Source organism: Pseudomonas sp. PS02303 (genome assembly GCF_029959925.1).
Classification (GTDB): domain Bacteria; phylum Pseudomonadota; class Gammaproteobacteria; order Pseudomonadales; family Pseudomonadaceae; genus Aquipseudomonas; species Aquipseudomonas mandelii.
Map to the genome: position 1 here is coordinate 1 of NZ_JASCOM010000128.1, position 17527 is coordinate 17527.

11 protein-coding genes are annotated in these 17527 nt (G+C 60.2%); 1 reads left to right on the top strand and 10 read right to left on the bottom strand.

The features are described 5' to 3' along the window. Window positions 1–109 precede the first annotated feature (109 nt). From QMX98_RS22710 to QMX98_RS22755, 10 genes are all read right to left on the bottom strand, one after another. Window positions 110–1528 (bottom strand): FAD-dependent oxidoreductase, encoded by a 1419-nt coding sequence (locus tag QMX98_RS22710; RefSeq protein WP_282411411.1) that lies wholly within the window; start codon window positions 1526–1528, stop codon window positions 110–112. A gap of 126 nt (window positions 1529–1654) precedes the next feature. After that, entirely contained in the window at window positions 1655–6100 is a 4446-nt protein-coding gene (gene gltB, locus QMX98_RS22715) for a glutamate synthase large subunit (protein ID WP_077747616.1), read from the bottom strand. A 351-nt stretch (window positions 6101–6451) separates the two neighbouring features. Continuing rightward, window positions 6452–8050: an AAA family ATPase gene (locus tag QMX98_RS22720; RefSeq protein ID WP_077747615.1), complete on the bottom strand. Its 1599-nt coding sequence runs from the start codon at window positions 8048–8050 to the stop codon at window positions 6452–6454. Window positions 8051–8060: 10 nt separating this feature from the next. After that, window positions 8061–9161: a 3-dehydroquinate synthase gene (gene aroB / locus QMX98_RS22725; RefSeq protein WP_077747614.1), complete on the bottom strand. Its 1101-nt coding sequence runs from the start codon at window positions 9159–9161 to the stop codon at window positions 8061–8063. Window positions 9162–9312: 151 nt separating this feature from the next. Next, complete coding sequence (gene aroK / locus QMX98_RS22730; RefSeq protein WP_010464421.1) at window positions 9313–9831, bottom strand: shikimate kinase AroK; 519 nt, start codon at window positions 9829–9831, stop codon at window positions 9313–9315. A gap of 4 nt (window positions 9832–9835) precedes the next feature. Further along, window positions 9836–11917 (bottom strand): type IV pilus secretin PilQ, encoded by a 2082-nt coding sequence (gene pilQ / locus QMX98_RS22735; protein WP_042932443.1) that lies wholly within the window; start codon window positions 11915–11917, stop codon window positions 9836–9838. 13 nt (window positions 11918–11930) lie between these two features. Continuing rightward, on the bottom strand, window positions 11931–12458 hold the full coding sequence (locus tag QMX98_RS22740) for a pilus assembly protein PilP (protein WP_010464425.1): 528 nt from the start codon (window positions 12456–12458) through the stop codon (window positions 11931–11933). Further along, entirely contained in the window at window positions 12455–13078 is a 624-nt protein-coding gene (gene pilO, locus QMX98_RS22745) for a type 4a pilus biogenesis protein PilO (protein ID WP_010464427.1), read from the bottom strand. The genes QMX98_RS22740 and pilO overlap by 4 nt, the downstream gene beginning before the upstream one ends. Next, window positions 13075–13641, bottom strand: a complete 567-nt coding sequence (locus QMX98_RS22750; RefSeq protein ID WP_010464430.1) for a PilN domain-containing protein — start codon at window positions 13639–13641, stop codon at window positions 13075–13077. Before QMX98_RS22750 ends, pilO begins: the two co-directional genes overlap by 4 nt. Beyond that, on the bottom strand, window positions 13641–14705 hold the full coding sequence (locus tag QMX98_RS22755) for a pilus assembly protein PilM (RefSeq protein ID WP_010464432.1): 1065 nt from the start codon (window positions 14703–14705) through the stop codon (window positions 13641–13643). The genes QMX98_RS22750 and QMX98_RS22755 overlap by 1 nt, the downstream gene beginning before the upstream one ends. 214 nt (window positions 14706–14919) lie before the next feature. Between QMX98_RS22755 and QMX98_RS22760 the strand changes: the two genes are divergently transcribed. Further along, window positions 14920–17367 carry a penicillin-binding protein 1A gene (locus QMX98_RS22760; RefSeq protein ID WP_282411412.1) on the top strand — a complete coding sequence of 816 codons (2448 nt, stop codon included), beginning with the start codon at window positions 14920–14922 and terminating at the stop codon, window positions 17365–17367. Window positions 17368–17527: the final 160 nt, after the last annotated feature.

The following is a 17527-nucleotide window of genomic DNA, read 5'->3' on the forward strand; positions in this document are numbered from 1 at the left end:
AGCCTGCTCGCGAAGAGGGCTTCACATTCAACATCTCTGTTGACTGATCCACCGCTTTCGCGAGCAGGCTCGCTCCCACAATTGATCGCATTCCAGTTCTGGAAAGTGATCAGACGCCCAAGTAATCCAGGATCCCTTCGGCCGCATTACGGCCTTCGAAGATCGCCGTTACCACCAGGTCAGATCCGCGAACCATATCGCCACCGGCGAAGATTTTCGGGTTGCTGGTCTGGTGCTTGTACTGACCTTGTTCCGGGGCCACCACGCGGCCCTGGCTGTCGGTCTGGATGCTGAACTGCTCGAACCACGACGCCGGGCTCGGACGGAAACCAAATGCGATGACCACGGCGTCGGCCGGGATGATCTCTTCGGAGCCCGGGATCGGCTCGGGGCTGCGACGGCCACGGGCGTCCGGTTCGCCGAGACGGGTCTCGACCACCTTCACGCCTTCGACGCGGTCTTCACCGACGATGGCGATCGGCTGGCGGTTGTAGAGGAATTTCACCCCTTCTTCCTTGGCGTTCTTCACCTCTTTGCGCGAGCCCGGCATGTTCGCTTCGTCACGACGATAAGCGCAGGTCACCGACTTGGCACCCTGGCGAATCGAGGTGCGGTTGCAGTCCATCGCCGTGTCGCCGCCGCCCAGCACCACAACCTTCTTGCCTTTCATGTCGACGAAATGTTCCGGCGACTTTTCAAAGCCCAGGTTGCGGTTGACATTGGCGATCAGGAAGTCGAGCGCGTCATGCACGCCCGGCAGATCCTCACCGGCAAAGCCGCCCTTCATGTAGGTGTAGGTGCCCATGCCCATGAACACGGCATCGTATTCTTCGAGCAGTTGCTCGATCGTCACGTCCTTGCCCACTTCGGTGTTCAGGCGAAACTCGATACCCATGCCGGTGAAGACTTCGCGACGATTGCTCAGCACGGTCTTTTCCAGCTTGAACTCGGGGATACCGAAGGTCAGCAGACCGCCGATTTCCGGGTTCTTGTCGAACACCACCGGGGTCACACCGCCGCGTACCAGCACGTCGGCACAACCCAAACCTGCCGGGCCTGCACCGATCACCGCAACACGCTTGCCGGTCGGTATAACCTTGGACATGTCCGGGCGCCAGCCCATGGCGAACGCGGTATCGGTGATGTACTTCTCGACCGAACCGATGGTCACCGCGCCGAAGCCGTCGTTGAGGGTGCAGGCACCCTCGCACAGACGATCCTGCGGGCACACCCGACCGCAGACTTCCGGCAGGGTGTTGGTCTGGTGCGACAGCTCGGCGGCCTGGAGGATGTTGCCCTCGGCCACCAGTTTCAGCCAGTTCGGAATGAAGTTGTGCACCGGGCACTTCCATTCGCAATACGGGTTACCGCAACCCAGGCAGCGGTGGGCCTGATCGGCCGAATGCTGGGGTTTGAAGGGTTCGTAGATTTCCACGAACTCTTTCTTGCGTTGACGCAACAGTTTCTTCTTCGGATCTTTGCGCCCGACATCGATGAATTGGAAGTCGTTGCTGAGACGTTCGGCCATCTTCAAAACCTCGTACACGACAGCTTCAAGCTACAAGCTTCAAGCTGCAAGAAAATCAAATTAATCCGCCACACCGCGCAAGCTTCAAGCTTGGCGCTTGAAGCTTGCGACTTGCCGCTGCGTCGTTTATTGCGGACTCGCACGAGTACTTGAGAGCAGAGATTTCAGACTCGCCGCCTTAGGTTTGACGAGCCAGAAACGACGCAAATAGTCATCGAGGTTTTCAGCGAGGTTACGACCCCACTCGCTGTCGGTTTCCTCGACGTATTCGTTCAGCACGCGTTGCAGGTGGCTGCGATAGGCTTCCATCGCCTCACCGCTGATCCGCTGGATTTCCACCAGTTCGTGGTTGACCCGGTCAACGAAGCTGTTGTCCTGGTCGAGCACGTAGGCGAAACCACCGGTCATGCCTGAGCCGAAGTTGTAGCCGGTCTTGCCCAGGACGCAGACGAAACCACCGGTCATGTACTCGCAGCAGTGATCGCCCGTGCCTTCAACCACGGTGTGAGCACCGGAGTTACGCACGGCAAACCGCTCGCCCGCAGTGCCGGCGGCAAACAACTTGCCGCCCGTGGCGCCGTACAGGCAGGTGTTGCCGATGATGGCACTGTCCTGAGTCTTGTAGACGCTGCCCTTCGGCGGAACGATAACCAGCTTGCCGCCAGTCATGCCTTTGCCGACGTAGTCGTTGGCGTCGCCTTCCAGGTACATGTTCAGGCCGCCGGCGTTCCACACGCCGAAGCTCTGACCGGCCGTCCCTTTGAAGCGGAAGGTGATCGGCGCGTTCGCCATGCCTTGGTTGCCGTGTTTGCGGGCGATTTCACCGGAGATCCGCGCGCCGATCGAACGGTCGCAGTTGCAGATATCCAGGGCGAAATCAGCGCCGCTCATGTCGTTGATGGCCGAGGTGGCCATGTCGACCATTTTCTCGGCCAGCAGGCCCTTGTCGAACGGCGGGTTGCGGTCGACCTGGCAGAATTGGGGCTTGTCTGCCGGGATGTGATCGCTGCCGAGCAACGGGGTCAGGTCCAGGTGTTGCTGCTTGGCGGTCTGGCCTTCGAGGATATCCAGCAGATCGGTACGACCGATCAGCTCTTCGAGGGAGCGCACGCCCAGCTTGGCCAGCCACTCGCGGGTTTCTTCGGCGACGTAGGTGAAGAAATTCACCACCATGTCAACGGTCCCGATGTAGTGATCCTTGCGCAGCTTCTCGTTCTGAGTGGCGACGCCGGTGGCGCAGTTGTTCAGGTGGCAGATGCGCAGGTATTTGCAGCCCAACGCGATCATTGGCGCGGTGCCGAAGCCGAAGCTTTCAGCGCCGAGGATCGCTGCCTTGATCACGTCGAGGCCGGTTTTCAGGCCGCCGTCGGTCTGTACCCTGACTTTGCCGCGCAGGTCGTTACCACGCAGGGTCTGGTGGGTTTCGGCCAGGCCGAGCTCCCACGGAGCACCGGCGTATTTGATCGACGTCAGCGGCGATGCACCGGTGCCGCCGTCGTAGCCGGAGATAGTGATCAAGTCCGCGTAGGCCTTGGCCACACCGGCGGCGATGGTGCCGACGCCCGCTTCTGCAACGAGCTTCACCGAGACCAGGGCCTTCGGGTTGACTTGTTTCAGGTCGAAAATCAACTGCGACAAGTCTTCGATCGAATAGATGTCGTGGTGCGGCGGAGGCGAAATCAGGGTCACGCCCGGCACTGCGTAACGCAGCTTGGCGATCAGACCGTTGACCTTGCCACCTGGCAGCTGCCCCCCTTCACCGGGCTTGGCGCCCTGAGCGACTTTGATCTGCAGCACTTCAGCGTTGACCAGGTATTCCGGGGTTACACCGAAACGGCCAGTCGCGACTTGCTTGATTTTCGAGCTTTTGATGGTGCCGTAACGCGCCGGGTCTTCGCCGCCTTCGCCGGAGTTGGAACGCGCACCGAGGCGGTTCATGGCTTCGGCCAGGGCTTCGTGGGCTTCTGGCGACAATGCGCCCAACGAGATGCCCGCAGAGTCGAAGCGCTTGAGCACCGATTCCAGCGGTTCGATCTCGCTGATGTCCAGCGGCGTGTCCAGGGTCTTCACCTTGAACAGATCGCGGATCATCGACACCGGACGGTTATCCACCAGCGCCGTGTATTCCTTGAACTTGCTGTAGTCGCCCTGCTGCACAGCGGCTTGCAGGGTATTGACCACGTCCGGGTTGTACGCGTGATATTCGCCACCGTGGACGAACTTCAGCAGACCGCCCTGCTGGATCGGCTTGCGCGGGCTCCAGGCTTCGGCCGCCAGGGCTTTCTGCTCGGCTTCGATGTCGACGAAACGCGCACCCTTGATGCGGCTCGGTACGCCACGGAAGCTCAGCTCACAGACTTCTTCAGACAGGCCGATGGCTTCGAACAACTGCGCACCGCGGTACGAGGTAATGGTCGAGATACCCATCTTCGACAGGATCTTCAACAGACCTTTGGTGATGCCTTTGCGGTAGTTCTTGAACACCTCATAAAGGTCGCCCAGCACTTCACCGGTACGGATCAGGTCGCCCAGCACTTCGTAGGCCAGGAACGGATAGACCGCCGAGGCGCCGAAACCGATCAACACCGCAAAGTGATGCGGGTCACGAGCGGTGGCGGTTTCCACGAGGATGTTGGAGTCGCAACGCAGGCCTTTCTCGGTCAGGCGGTGGTGCACCGCGCCGGTGGCGAGCGAAGCGTGGATCGGCAACTTGCCCGGGGCAATGTGGCGGTCACTCAGCACGACCTGGGTGCGGCCGGAGCGCACGGCTTCTTCAGCCTGATCGGCGACGTTGCGGATGGCCGCTTCGAGGCCGACGCTTTCGTCGTAGTTGAGGTCGATGATCGCGCGCTCGAAGCCCGGACGATCCAGGTTCATCAGCGAACGCCACTTGGCCGGCGAAATGACCGGCGAGCTGAGGATCACGCGCGAGGCGTGTTCCGGCGACTCCTGGAAGATGTTGCGCTCGGCACCGAGGCAGATCTCCAGCGACATGACGATGGCTTCACGCAACGGGTCGATCGGCGGGTTGGTGACCTGCGCGAACTGCTGGCGGAAATAGTCGTATGGCGTGCGCACGCGCTGGGACAGCACGGCCATTGGCGTATCGTCGCCCATCGAGCCGACGGCTTCGTAGCCCTGCTCGCCGAGCGGACGCAATACCTGGTCGCGCTCTTCGAACGTGACCTGGTACATCTTCATGTATTGCTTGAGCTGGTCGACATCGTAGAAAGCCGAACCGTGGTCGTTGTCTTCCATGGTCGCCTGGATGCGCAGGGCATTCTTGCGCAGCCATTGCTTGTACGGATGACGGGACTTCAAGCGGTTGTCGATGGCGTCGGTGTCGAGGATCTGACCGGTTTCGGTGTCCACGGCGAAGATCTGGCCCGGGCCCACACGTCCCTTGGCGATCACGTCTTCAGGCTGGTAGTTCCAGACGCCGATTTCCGAGGCCAGGGTGATGAAACCGTTCTTGGTGGTGACCCAACGCGCCGGACGCAGACCGTTACGGTCGAGCAGGCACACCGCGTAACGACCATCGGTCATTACCACGCCGGCCGGGCCGTCCCACGGTTCCATGTGCATCGAGTTGTATTCGTAGAACGCCCGCAGATCCGGGTCCATGGTTTCGACGTTCTGCCACGCAGGCGGAATGATCATCCGCACGCCACGGAACAGGTCGATGCCACCAGTGACCATTAGCTCGAGCATGTTGTCCATGCTGGAGGAGTCGGAACCGACACGGTTGACCAGCGGGCCGAGCTCTTCCAGGTCCATCAGATCGTTGGTGAACTTGGTGCGACGGGCCACGGCCCAGTTACGGTTGCCGGTGATGGTGTTGATCTCGCCGTTGTGGGCGAGGAAGCGGAACGGCTGCGCCAACGGCCATTTCGGCAGGGTGTTGGTCGAGAAGCGCTGGTGGAACACGCAAATCGAGGTTTGCAGGCGCTGATCGCTGAGGTCTGGATAGAAGGCGGTCAAATCCGCCGGCATCATCAGGCCTTTATAAATGATGGTCTTGTGCGAAAAGCTGCAGATGTAGTGATCGGCATCGGCAGCGTTGGCCACGGACGAGCGACGACGGGAGGTGAACAGCTTGATCGCCATGTCCTGGTCGCTCAGGCCTTCACCGCCGATGTACACCTGTTCGATCTGCGGCAGGCGCTCCAGGGCCAGACGGCCGAGGACGCTGGTATCGATCGGCACTTTGCGCCAGCCGATAAGCTGCAGGCCGGCGGCCAGAATCTCGCGGTTCATGTTCTCGCGAGCGGCTTCGGCTTTGACCGGGTCCTGGTTGAAGAAGACCATGCCCACGGCATATTGCTTGGGCAGTTCGACGCCGAAGGTTTCCTGGGCGATGGCTCGCAGGAACACGTCCGGCTTTTGAATCAGCAGACCGCAACCGTCACCGGTCTTGCCGTCGGCGTTGATCCCACCGCGGTGGGTCATGCAGGTCAGGGCCTCGATGGCCGTTTGCAAAAGGGTATGACTGGGCTCGCCCTGCATATGGGCTATCAGGCCGAAACCGCAGTTATCCTTGAATTCATCTGGTTGGTACAGACCTGCTTTCATAGACACTTTCTCACCAGGCTGCCTCTTTTCGAGGCAAATTTCTTTTCAATTCAACCACTTGCGTTCCGCGCCGAACGTTCGCCGGCTTTAGCGGGGGCAAAAGGGTGGTCATTGTACACAGCGACACAGAGGCTCACAAATTTGACGACGAACTGTCGCAAATCTATGTCGCATTTGTGAAAGGTTTAAAGCGATCTGCTGTGCTAGTCAAAACTTTTTTAATTTTGACCGCAACGACTCAAAGACTACTGTGACGCAGACACCACAAGGCACGCGGCCTGTAGAGGCGGCATGCACTTGTAGAAATTTTGAGGTGCTTGGAGAGGCGGCCTGGGTAAGGCCGCCGAATCTTCAGCGAGTTGTTGCCAGTTCCTGTTGGACGCTGGCGACAGTGCGAGGCCAAGGTTTACCAGCCTGAACCTTCGCTGGCAAGGCCTTGATGGCGGTCAGGGCTGCATCGCGGTTGGCGAAGTTACCGTAGGTGATGACGTAAAGCGGCTTGCCGTTGAGGACTTTCTTGAAGTAACGGTACTCGCCGCCCTGCTCTTTCACGAAGTTTTGCGCAGTCGCCTCGGAGCTGGTGCCGAGGATCTGCACCACGTAGTTGCTGGTAGGCTGCCCGGCGTACCAGGTGCCACCAGCGCCTTTCGCAGGAGCGGCGGCTGGCTTCTCGACAGGCTTGGCGGTGGCCACGGCGGCTGGCTTGGCTGGCGCTGGGGCCGGCTTCACGGCTGGCGCAGTCGGGACTGGCTTGGCGGTCGCAACCTGAGTCGGCGCAGGCACCGGTTTGGCGGCAGGCGTCGGCGCAGGGCCAGGCTGGATGCCCGCCGGTGGCGCAGTGGTGGTCACGGTTGGCGGTGTAGCGCTGGAACCTTCGACCGGCACGCCGTCGTCGCCTTCGGTGATGCCACCGGCGGCTTCGGCCAGCGGACCACGCATGACCGGTTGCGAGTTGCCGACCAGCGGCAATGGCATCGGCTGCGAATTACCGGCGAATTCGACGGAAGGTGCCCCGCCGCTATTAGGTTGTGGCGTGCCCTGGCCGAGCGGCAGTTGCGCCTGTTCGTTGGCCGGCGCGCCGGTGGTCGGTGCTTTGCTGCGGCCCGGCATCAACCAGGCGGCGGCTACCGCGACCACGACGACGGCGGAAATCGCCAATACGTGTTTCTTCGGCATGTTGAACCCCATACTTGGACGCTTGACCGCTGAGCGGCTGGCAATCATGGCTTCGATCATTGCATCGCGGGCAACCTGGTTGATGTTGCCAGGCCAGCCGTCGGAGCTTTCGTGAATATCAGAGATCTGATCTGCGGTAAAAAGTTCGATACCCCGGCCGGCGCCTTCGAGCCGCTGGTCCAGGTATTCGCGGGTTTCTTCTTCGGTGTAAGGCTGCAACTCGATGACGTGGAAGCGTTCTTCCTCGAGGCTCAGCGCGTCCAGTTGCGCAATCAGCGACGACTCACCGAACAGGAACACATGCGGACGACCTTCCGGCGCACCAGCGGCCAGGGCCAGCAAGGCCTCCAGCGCGGATTCGTCGAGCTGCTCGGCGTCATCGACCAGCAAATAGACTTCCTGCCCGGTCAGCGCCAGCTGCACGACCTGCGACAGAATCGCATTGACCTCCGCCTGGGCAACGTTCAGCGCCTGGGCCACCTGATGCAGCACGCCGGCCGCATCGCCAGCGCCACGGGCGGAAACCACCACGCTTTGCACCGATTGCTTGTTGGTGCTGGCCACCAGGGCCTGGCGCAACAGGGTCTTGCCGCTGCCCTGCGGGCCGGTGACCACCAGCAGCAACTGGCTATAGCGCGCCAGATGATGCAGCTGCCCCAGCACCGGTTTGCGCTGGGCCGGGAAGAATTTGAAGCCAGGCACCCGTGGAGCAAAAGGGTCATGACTCAACTGGTAATGGCCGAGGAAAGCCTCGTCGGCATGCAAACTAGTCATCGGGATCTTATTAACCTTTAAGCTGAGCCAGGGCGCGGTAATCCGCTCCCAGCGTGGCCTGTAAAACTTCTTTCGGATAATCGTCGGTCACCACCGCTTCGCCCATGTGGCGCAGCAGCACCAGGCGTAAACGACCGTCGATCACTTTCTTGTCAATTGCCATGTGTTCTAGAAAATCGGCTTCAGTCATCTCTTCAGGCGGGATGACCGGCAGGCCGGCACGCTGAAACAGGCGAATACCGCGATCGCGTTCTTGCTCGCTGATCCAGCCCAATCGCGCGGACATTTCCAAAGCCATTACGGTGCCAGCAGCGACGGCTTCACCATGAAGCCAGACACCATAGCCCATATGGGTTTCGATAGCGTGGCCGAAGGTGTGGCCCAGGTTCAACGTGGCACGAACACCGGTTTCCTTCTCGTCGGCACCGACCACTTCAGCCTTTGCGGCGCAGGAACGCTCGATGGCATACGTCAGGGCGACCTGGTCCAGGGCGCGCAGGCGATCGACGTTTTCTTCGAGCCAGGTCAGGAATGGCTCGTCGCAGATCAGCCCGTACTTGATGACTTCCGCCAGCCCCGCAGAGAGTTCGCGGGCCGGCAGGGTGTTGAGGGTCGCGGTATCGATCAGCACGACGTTCGGCTGATAAAACGCGCCGACCATGTTCTTGCCCAGCGGATGGTTGATCCCGGTCTTGCCGCCCACCGAGGAGTCGACTTGCGACAGCAACGTGGTCGGGACCTGGATGAAATCGACACCGCGCTGATAGCAGGCAGCCGCGAAACCGGCCATGTCACCAATCACACCGCCACCGAGGGCGATCACCGTGGTACGGCGGTCGTGGCGTGCAGTCAGCAGGCCGTCGAAAATCAGTTGCAGGGTTTCCCAGGTCTTGAAGGCTTCGCCGTCGGGCAGCACCACGGAAATCACCGAGAACTGCGCGAGGCTGCGGGTCAGACGTTCGAGATAGAGCGGCGCAACGGTCTCGTTTGAGATGATCGCCACTTGCCGTCCGCGGATGTGCGGTACCAGCAGTTCCGGCTGATCCAACAAACCTTCGCCAATATGAATCGGGTAGCTGCGCTCGCCTAGATCGACCTTGAGTGTCTGCATGTGTCCCCACAGTGAAGATGGAATCAGGCGTCCTGCCTTGAATTAACGAATGTCCACGGCGTCTGCTGGTGTGACGCCGTTCGGTAGCCATCCGCCACAACCATGAGCAGTCGTGACAGGACGCCGAGGATAGCGCATTTCGCGCCTCGCTTTAACGGGGAGGTAGTTGCTGCAAGCGTTCGAGAATATCGAGCACGACCATTCGCGGCGGCCGCTCATCGGTTTCAACCACCAGGTCAGCGATTTCCCGATACAGCGGGTCGCGGATCGCCAGCAGATCCCGCAGGGTCTTGGCCGGATCAGCGGTGCGCAACAAGGGGCGATTGCGATCGCGGGACGTGCGGCCGACCTGCTGCTCGACAGAGGCATGCAGATAGACCACCCGACCGCCGGCGTGCAACGCCCGACGATTGGCTTCGCGCATCACCGCGCCGCCACCGGTCGCCAACACCACGCCATCGCAGCCGCACAGCTCGGCAATCATCGCCTGCTCGCGGTCACGAAAGCCCGGTTCGCCTTCTTTATCGAAAATCCACGGGATATTGGCGCCCGTGCGCAATTCAATTTCCTTATCGGAATCTTTGAACGGCAGGCGCAGCTCTTTGGCCAGCAACCGGCCGATGGTGCTTTTTCCAGCCCCCATCGGTCCAACAAGAATCAAATTTCGCACAGAATCAATGACTCACAGCAATCGCCTGGTTATTCATGATACGCGGAGTGAGAAATACCAGCAGCTCGGATTTTTTCTCCGAAACCACATCACGCCGGAAAAGGCGGCCAAGATACGGCACATCACCGAGAAATGGCACCTTATCTACAACCTTGCTCTGAGTATTTGAGAAAACCCCACCAATCACGATGGTCTCGCCATCATTGACCAGGACCTTGGCATTGACCTCGTTTTTCTTGATCGGGGGTACATCCTGGACCTTGTTCAGGTAGTCCGGCTCATCCTTGGTCACCTTGACCTCCATGATGATCCGGTTGTCCGGGGTGATCTGCGGCGTGACCTCAAGGGACAGCGACGCTTCCTTGAACGACACCGACGTGGCACCGCTGGAACTGGCTTCCTGATAGGGAATCTCGGTGCCCTTGAGAATTTTCGCGGTCTCCTTGTCGGACGTGACCACCTTGGGTTGTGAGACGATTTCGCCGTTACCGGTCTTCTCCATTGCGGTCAGCTCCAGGTCCAGCAACACGTTATCGGTGATGAAGGCGATGCCGATCCCCGAGGTGTTGCCCGCAGCGCCCAGGTCGACAAACGGCGAGTTGGTGCTGGTGCTGCCCGGAGTACCAATAGTGGTCGACGAGCCATTGCTGACGCCGGATGTGTTCCAGTTGCCCTTGTTCTGCACCGAACCGCCCCAGCGCACGCCGAGGCTTTTGTCGTAGTCGACGTTGGCTTCGACGATTCGAGCCTCGATCATCACCTGACGCACCGGGATATCTAGTTGCGCGACGATGCGACGAAGTTCGTCGAGTCGGTCCTGGGTCTGGTAGGCAATGATGTTGTTGGTCCGTTCATCAACCGTGATCGAACCCCGCTCGTCGATTTTCGCTTCGGCACTGGTCACCGACGTGAACAGCTTGGCGATGTCGGCGGCCTTGGCGTAGTTGACCTGCAGCAATTCGCGACGCAAAGGCGCGAGCTCGGAAATCTGCTTCTGCGATTCCAGTTCCTGACGTTCACGCGCGGCGATTTCATCGGCCGGCGCCACCAGCAGGACGTTACCGATCTTGCGCTTGTCCAGGCCTTTGGTTTTCAGCACCAGGTCCAGCGCCTGGTCCCACGGCACGTTCTGCAAACGCAAGGTGATGCCGCCCTGCACCGTGTCGCTGGCCACCAGATTGAGGTTGGTGAAATCAGCGATCAGTTGCAGCACCGAACGCACATCGATGTCCTGGAAATTCAGCGAGAGTTTTTCACCGGTATAGGCAAAACGTTCGGCGTTGCGCTTTTGCAGGTCGTCGACGGTCATTGGCCGAATGCTGACCGTCAGCTTGTTGTCGGTCTGGTAGGTCGAATAATCGAAGGCTCCACTAGGCTCGATACTGATCGTGGCCCGATCCCCCGTGGCGCTGGCATTGACGAACTGCACCGGGGTGGCGAAATCCTTGACGTCCAGGCGCACGCGCAACGGTTCTGGCAATTGGGTTTTGGCGAATCCCAGGATGATCTTTCCGTCGCGCTCCTGGATGTCCGGGGCGATGGACGGATCCGACAGATCAATCACTACATTGCCTTCACCCTGCGTACCGCGCTGGAAATCCACACCGCGAATGGCTTTGCCCACGGGCGCATAGGCTTTCGTCGGGGCGGGCATTGCAGTCGCGGCGCGAGGCGCGCGGGTAGTCGGCCGAGGCGTTTTGTTATTGGCGCCTTGCCCGACCACCACAATCAGGTTGTTGCCGTCGACACGGGCGCTGTACGGGGTCAACTGGGTCAGATTGATGATTAGCCGCGTCCGGTCCTTGGCTTCCACCACCGTCGCGCTTCGGGCATTGCCACCACCCAGCTCACGACTCTTGCTCGAAAGCTGATTGACCACCCCGGGCAGATCCAGCGCGATTCGTGCCGGCGACTCGGTCGTATAACCGTGAGGTTGTGGGGGCGGGCCATCGAAAGACAACTTCAACTCGACACGATCACCCGGCAGCGCAGCAACATCCAGCGCTTTGAGGTTGGCCGCTTGTACCATCGGCGACAGCAACGCTATCCATAGCGAGATACCGAGGGTTGAGAAAATCCTGTTCATTATTCGAGTTCCACTATGAGTGCTCTTTCAAAGGGATGGTTCGTGGCCGTTCCAGCCAGGCGCCTTCGCCGTCGGGAACGATTTCGACCACATCGACTTGCGAGCCGCTGATGGCGACGATCCGTCCATCGTTACGCCCCAGGTAATCGCCGACTTTCAGCCGATGCACCCCGCCTGCCCCGCGCAACAGCGCAAAGGAGCCGGTGGCATTGGAGATCGTGCCGACCATTTCAAACTGCTCGATGTTGAAACCTTCGAGGTATTGCCTGGCCCGGTTGGGGTCGGGTTTGACGTTGCGCGAGCCGCGCTTCTGCCCCGCCAGATCGACCCTGACCTGCCGAGAAAACGGGCTGCGCAGGTTGGCAGCGTTATAGGTGAACGTTGGGTAAGACCGGAATGTCGGCGTTGGTTCAATTTTGCCCGGCGGCCGCAGACGGACTTCATTCATGAAGGCGTCGAGGTCGCCGACGTCATTGCCGTTGCCGCAACCGGCCAGGCCGGCGAGCAACACAACCATCGACACGCAACGAATCGGGTTCATTTCTGCAACCCCTTGTCGTTGTAGCGATAGGTCTTGGCAAGGATGCTCATGCGTAGTTTCGGCCCGCCCTCGGGGTCGGCTGGCGCAAGGTCGAAATCATGCAGCGTAACGATCCGCGGCAACCCGGCCACGCCACTGACGAACGTCGCCAGGTCGTGATAGGCACCCGTCACGGTGATCTGGATCGGCAGTTCGATGTAGAACTGCTGGGCAACCTCCGGCAACAGCTTGATCTCTTCGAACTCCAGCCCGCTACCGAGGCCGGTGCGGGTGATGTCCTCCAGCAGCCCGGGCACCTCGGTATCGCTGGGCAATTGCCGCAGCAACACGCCAAAAGAGTTCTCCATCTCTTTCATCTGCTGGGTATACAGCTCCAGGTTTGCCGCCATGTGCGCCTTGTTCGCGAATTGCTCCTTGAGGGTCGACTCCTCTTCACGCTTGAGTCCGAGGTGATCTTCCTGATCGCTGATGTAAAAGGTGTAGCCGAGGGTCAACACCAGAACCATGAGCAAGACGCCCGCCAGGGCCTTGATCGCTGGCGGCCAGGAACCCATGTTGTTGGTGTCCAGATCGTTGATGTCGATCTTGCGCAGGCTTTCGAACCATTCCGAGGGGCTCATTTGCCAGCCTCCACAACGGCGGGCTGAGTCTGACGGACGGTCAACTGAAAGACGTTGGCCTGATCCAGCTGACCGGCGGTGGTGGCTTTGACTTCCGTGAGACTCGGCGCATCGAACCAGTCGGACGCATCCAGATTGCGCATCAGGTCCGAAACACGATTGTTCGATTCCGCTGCACCGGTAATGGACAGGGTTTTTCCGGCCATTTTCACTTCGGTGAAATACACCCCGTCAGGCAGGGTACGCGCCAACTGGTCGAAAATCCGTCCACTGATCGGACGGTTACCTTGCAGGTCCTGAATGATGCGCATGCGCTCGACGAGCTGCTGGCGACGGGACTTCAGGTCGCTGATCTGCTTGATACGCTCGTCGACCACGGCAATCTGTTTGCCGATGTATTCGTTACGGGCCACTTGTCGGTCAATGGCGCTGCTGATGACCTGGTCCGCGATAAAAATCGCGCCCACCGAGCACACCAATACGCCGACCAGTGCCAGCAAAAAGCGCTTGCGGCGCTCTTCACGCAGCTCTTCGCGCCAGGGTAAAAGATTGATCCGTGCCATCAGTCGAAACTCCTGAGGGCGAGCCCGCAAGCGATCATCAGTGCTGGCGCATCGCTCGCCAGGGCCCCGGCGTTGACCTTACTGCTCAATGCCATGTCGGAGAACGGATTGGCCACCTGGGTTGGCGTGCCCAACCGCTGCTCGATCAGGCGATCAAGCCCCGGGACCGACGCGGTACCGCCAGCCAGCAGGATGTGATCGACCGCGTTGTACTGACCGGATGCGAAGAAGAACTGCAACGACCGGAAAACCTGCTGCACCAGCGCATCGCGAAACGGTTGCAAGACTTCGCTGACGTAGTCATCCGGCAACCCGCCCTGCTTCTTCGCCAGCCCCGCCTGTTCGACGGTCAGGCCATAACGACGCTGGATTTCCTCCGTGAGCTGACGACCACCGAACAATTGTTCCCGGGTGTAGATGATCCGCCCGTTGTACAGCACGCTCAGGGTGGTCATGGTCGCGCCGATGTCGACCACCGCCACGGTCAGCCCCTCCTGAGAGACCGCGAGTTGCCCCGCCAGCAAGGAGAACGACCGCTCAAGCGCATAGGCCTCGACATCCACCACTCGCGCCGTCAGGCCGGCCAGCGCCAGGGCGGCTTCACGCACCTCCACGTTTTCCTTGCGACAGGCCGCCAGCAGCACATTGACCCGTTCGGGGTTGCGCACCGACACGCCCTGGACTTCGAAGTCGATGGCGACTTCATCCAATGGATAGGGGATGTACTGATCGGCCTCGATCTTCAGCTGGTTTTCCATCTCGTCGTCGGAAAGACCTGCGTCCATCTCGATGGTTTTGGTGATGACTGCCGAACCGGCGACGGCCACGGCGACATTCCTGAGGTTGGTTTTGGCTTTGAGCAGCACGCGCGCGAGTGCCTGGCCCACGCCTTCGAGCTCGGCGATATTTTTTTCGACCACTGCGTTGGTAGGCAAGGGCTCGACCGCATAGGCCTCGACCCGATAACGCTCACCCTGGCGACTTAGCTCAAGCAACTTCACCGACGTGGAGCTGATGTCGATGCCCAGAAGCGTATTGGCTTTTTTATTGAAGAGTCCTAGCACTACCAATTCCCTATGACTATCCGTGTCTTACGGACTCTGTAATACCCATTGCGTTCAAACCACCCGTCTTGACAGCAGCGCAAATGACGCCCTCGACGGAAAAATGCTTATAATGCCCAGCGATTTTTTCCGGTTTTTACTGCAAGCGCGGGTCGTTCCCTGTTATCTGAACCCTGTTGCCCAATTCATTCTTTGCCCTGGATATCCCAAAGCCTTGATTCGTCTGCTGAAATTTTTCGGTTGGTCCATCGTCGCCGTTTTCTGCGGACTGCTCCTTGGTCTGAGCGGCGCGTTTCTTTACCTTAGTCCGGGATTGCCATCTGTGGAGGCTCTGCGAAGCATCCAGTTGCAGATTCCATTGCGGGTATACAGCAGCGACAACAAGTTGATCGCAGAATTTGGCGAGATGCGCCGCACACCAATCCGTTTCGCCGACATTCCCCCCAATTTCATCAATGCGTTACTAAGTGCTGAAGACGATAATTTCGCCAACCACTACGGCGTCGATCCCAGCAGCTTGATGCGCGCTGCAACCCAGTTGGTAAAAAGCGGACACATCCAGTCCGGCGGCAGCACCATCACCATGCAGGTGGCGAAGAACTTCTTCCTGACCAGCGAACGCAGCTTCTCGCGCAAAACCACCGAAATCCTCCTAGCCCTGCAGATCGAACGGCAGCTGACCAAGGACGAAATCCTGGAGCTGTACGTCAACAAGATCTACCTGGGTAACCGCGCCTATGGCATCGAAGCCGCCGCGCAGGTTTACTACGGCAAATCGATTCGTGATGTCAGCCTGGCGCAGATGGCGATGATCGCCGGCCTGCCAAAAGCCCCTTCGCGCTTCAACCCGCTGGCCAATCCGGCCCGCAGCAAGGAACGTCGCGACTGGATCCTGGGGCGCATGTACAAGCTCGGCAAAATCACCGAAGCCGACTACACCACTGCGATCAACGAACCGCTGAACGCCAGCTACCACGTGCCGACGCCGGAAGTGAACGCGCCGTACATTGCTGAAATGGCCCGTGCCGAAATGGTCGGCCGCTATGGCAGCGATGCGTACACCGAAGGTTTTCGCGTGACCACGACGGTGCCGAGCAATCTCCAGGAAATGGCCAACACCGCGCTGCACGAAGGCTTGATGACCTACGATCAGCGTCACGGCTATCGCGGTCCCGAGTCGCGCCTGCCGGGCAAGACTCGCGAGGCCTGGGCCACCGAACTGACCAAACAGCGGACCATCAGCAGCCTTGAGCCCGCCATCGTCACTCAGGTCGACAAGACTGGCCTGCAAGTATTGACCCGCACCGGCGAAGAACACGTCGGCTGGGACAGCATGAAATGGGCGCGCCCGTTCCTGAACACCAACAGCATGGGCGCCAATCCGAAGCAGCCGTCGGACGTGGCTCAGGTCGGCGACCTGATTCGCGTGCAGCGCCAACCGGACAATTCGCTGAAGTTCAGCCAGATCCCGCAAGCGCAAGGCGCGCTGGTGTCCCTTGATCCGCAGAACGGCGCCATTCGCTCGTTGGTCGGTGGTTTCGCCTTTGAGCAGAGCAACTACAATCGTGCCATGCAGGCCAAGCGGCAGCCGGGTTCGAGCTTCAAGCCCTTCGTGTACAGCGCCGCGCTGGATAACGGCTACACCGCCGCCAGCCTGGTGAACGATGCGCCGATCGTGTTCGTCGATGAATACCTGGACAAGGTCTGGCGCCCGAAGAACGACACCAACACCTTCCTCGGCCCGATCCGCCTGCGTGAAGGGCTGTACAAGTCGCGCAACCTGGTGTCGATCCGTCTGGTGCAGGCGCTGGGCATCGATCGCACCATCGACTACATCAGCAAGTTCGGCTTCAATAAGCAGGACCTGCCGCGCAACCTGTCCCTGGCACTGGGCACCGCGACCCTGACGCCAATGGAAATCGCCACCGGCTGGAGCACCTTCGCCAACGGTGGCTACAAAATCAGCCCGTACATCATCGACAAGATTGAAAGCCGCAATGGCGACACGCTGTTCGTCGCCAACCCGCCGAGCGTTCCTCAGGGCGCCGCAGTGACCAACGGCATCGCCGCACCGACCGACGCCCAGGCAATCACGGTCAATGCGACTCCAGGGGAAGCTCCAGCCGCACCCGGCGCTGCGCCGCAAACGCCGGCCGTGGCCGAACGCATCGTCGACGGTCGCACCACTTACATCCTCAACAGCATGCTTGAGGACGTGATCAAACTCGGCACCGGCCGCCGCGCACTGGCCTTGGGTCGCAGTGACATTGCGGGCAAGACCGGTACCACCAACGAATCCAAGGACGCCTGGTTCTCCGGCTACAACGCCGATTACGTAACCACCGTCTGGACCGGGTTCGATCAGCCTGAAAGCCTGGGCAAGCGCGAGTTCGGTGGCACCGTCGCGCTGCCGATCTGGATGAACTACATGGCTGCCGCGCTCAAGGACAAGCCGCCTCACACTCAACCAGAGCCGGAAGGCATTCTCAGTTTGCGGGTTGACCCCGTCAGCGGCCGTGCGGCCAGCCCAGGCACGCCAGGCGCGTACTTCGAGCTGTTCAAGGCCGAGGACACGCCTCCGTCGGTGAATGAGCTGGGTAACGGCAATGCGCCGGGCAGCCCGCTGCCAGCGGACGAAGCAGCGCCAATCGATCTGTTCTGATCGCGTAGCGCAACGCAAAAGCCCCGCCTTCTCAAGAAGAGCGGGGCTTTTTATGGCCTGCAGGTTTTGCTTCGTCCTTGAGGGCCTCTTCGCGGGCAAGCCTCGCTCCTACGGACATGGAAAGTTCCCAGCGCTTGCCCCTGTAGGAGCGAGGCTTGCC

Excerpts from the sequence above, each read along its gene's own strand:
- pilO (WP_010464427.1), bottom strand. The coding sequence starts at position 13,078 with ATGAGCCCCTCGGAATGGTTCGAAAGCCTGCGCAAGATCGACATCAAC.
- QMX98_RS22720 (WP_077747615.1), bottom strand. The coding sequence starts at position 8,050 with ATGACTAGTTTGCATGCCGACGAGGCTTTCCTCGGCCATTACCAGTTG.
- QMX98_RS22740 (WP_010464425.1), bottom strand. The coding sequence starts at position 12,458 with ATGAACCCGATTCGTTGCGTGTCGATGGTTGTGTTGCTCGCCGGCCTG.
- QMX98_RS22750 (WP_010464430.1), bottom strand. The coding sequence starts at position 13,641 with ATGGCACGGATCAATCTTTTACCCTGGCGCGAAGAGCTGCGTGAAGAG.
- pilQ (WP_042932443.1), bottom strand. The coding sequence starts at position 11,917 with ATGAACAGGATTTTCTCAACCCTCGGTATCTCGCTATGGATAGCGTTG.
- aroB (WP_077747614.1), bottom strand. The coding sequence starts at position 9,161 with ATGCAGACACTCAAGGTCGATCTAGGCGAGCGCAGCTACCCGATTCAT.
- QMX98_RS22710 (WP_282411411.1), bottom strand. The coding sequence starts at position 1,528 with ATGGCCGAACGTCTCAGCAACGACTTCCAATTCATCGATGTCGGGCGC.
- gltB (WP_077747616.1), bottom strand. The coding sequence starts at position 6,100 with ATGAAAGCAGGTCTGTACCAACCAGATGAATTCAAGGATAACTGCGGT.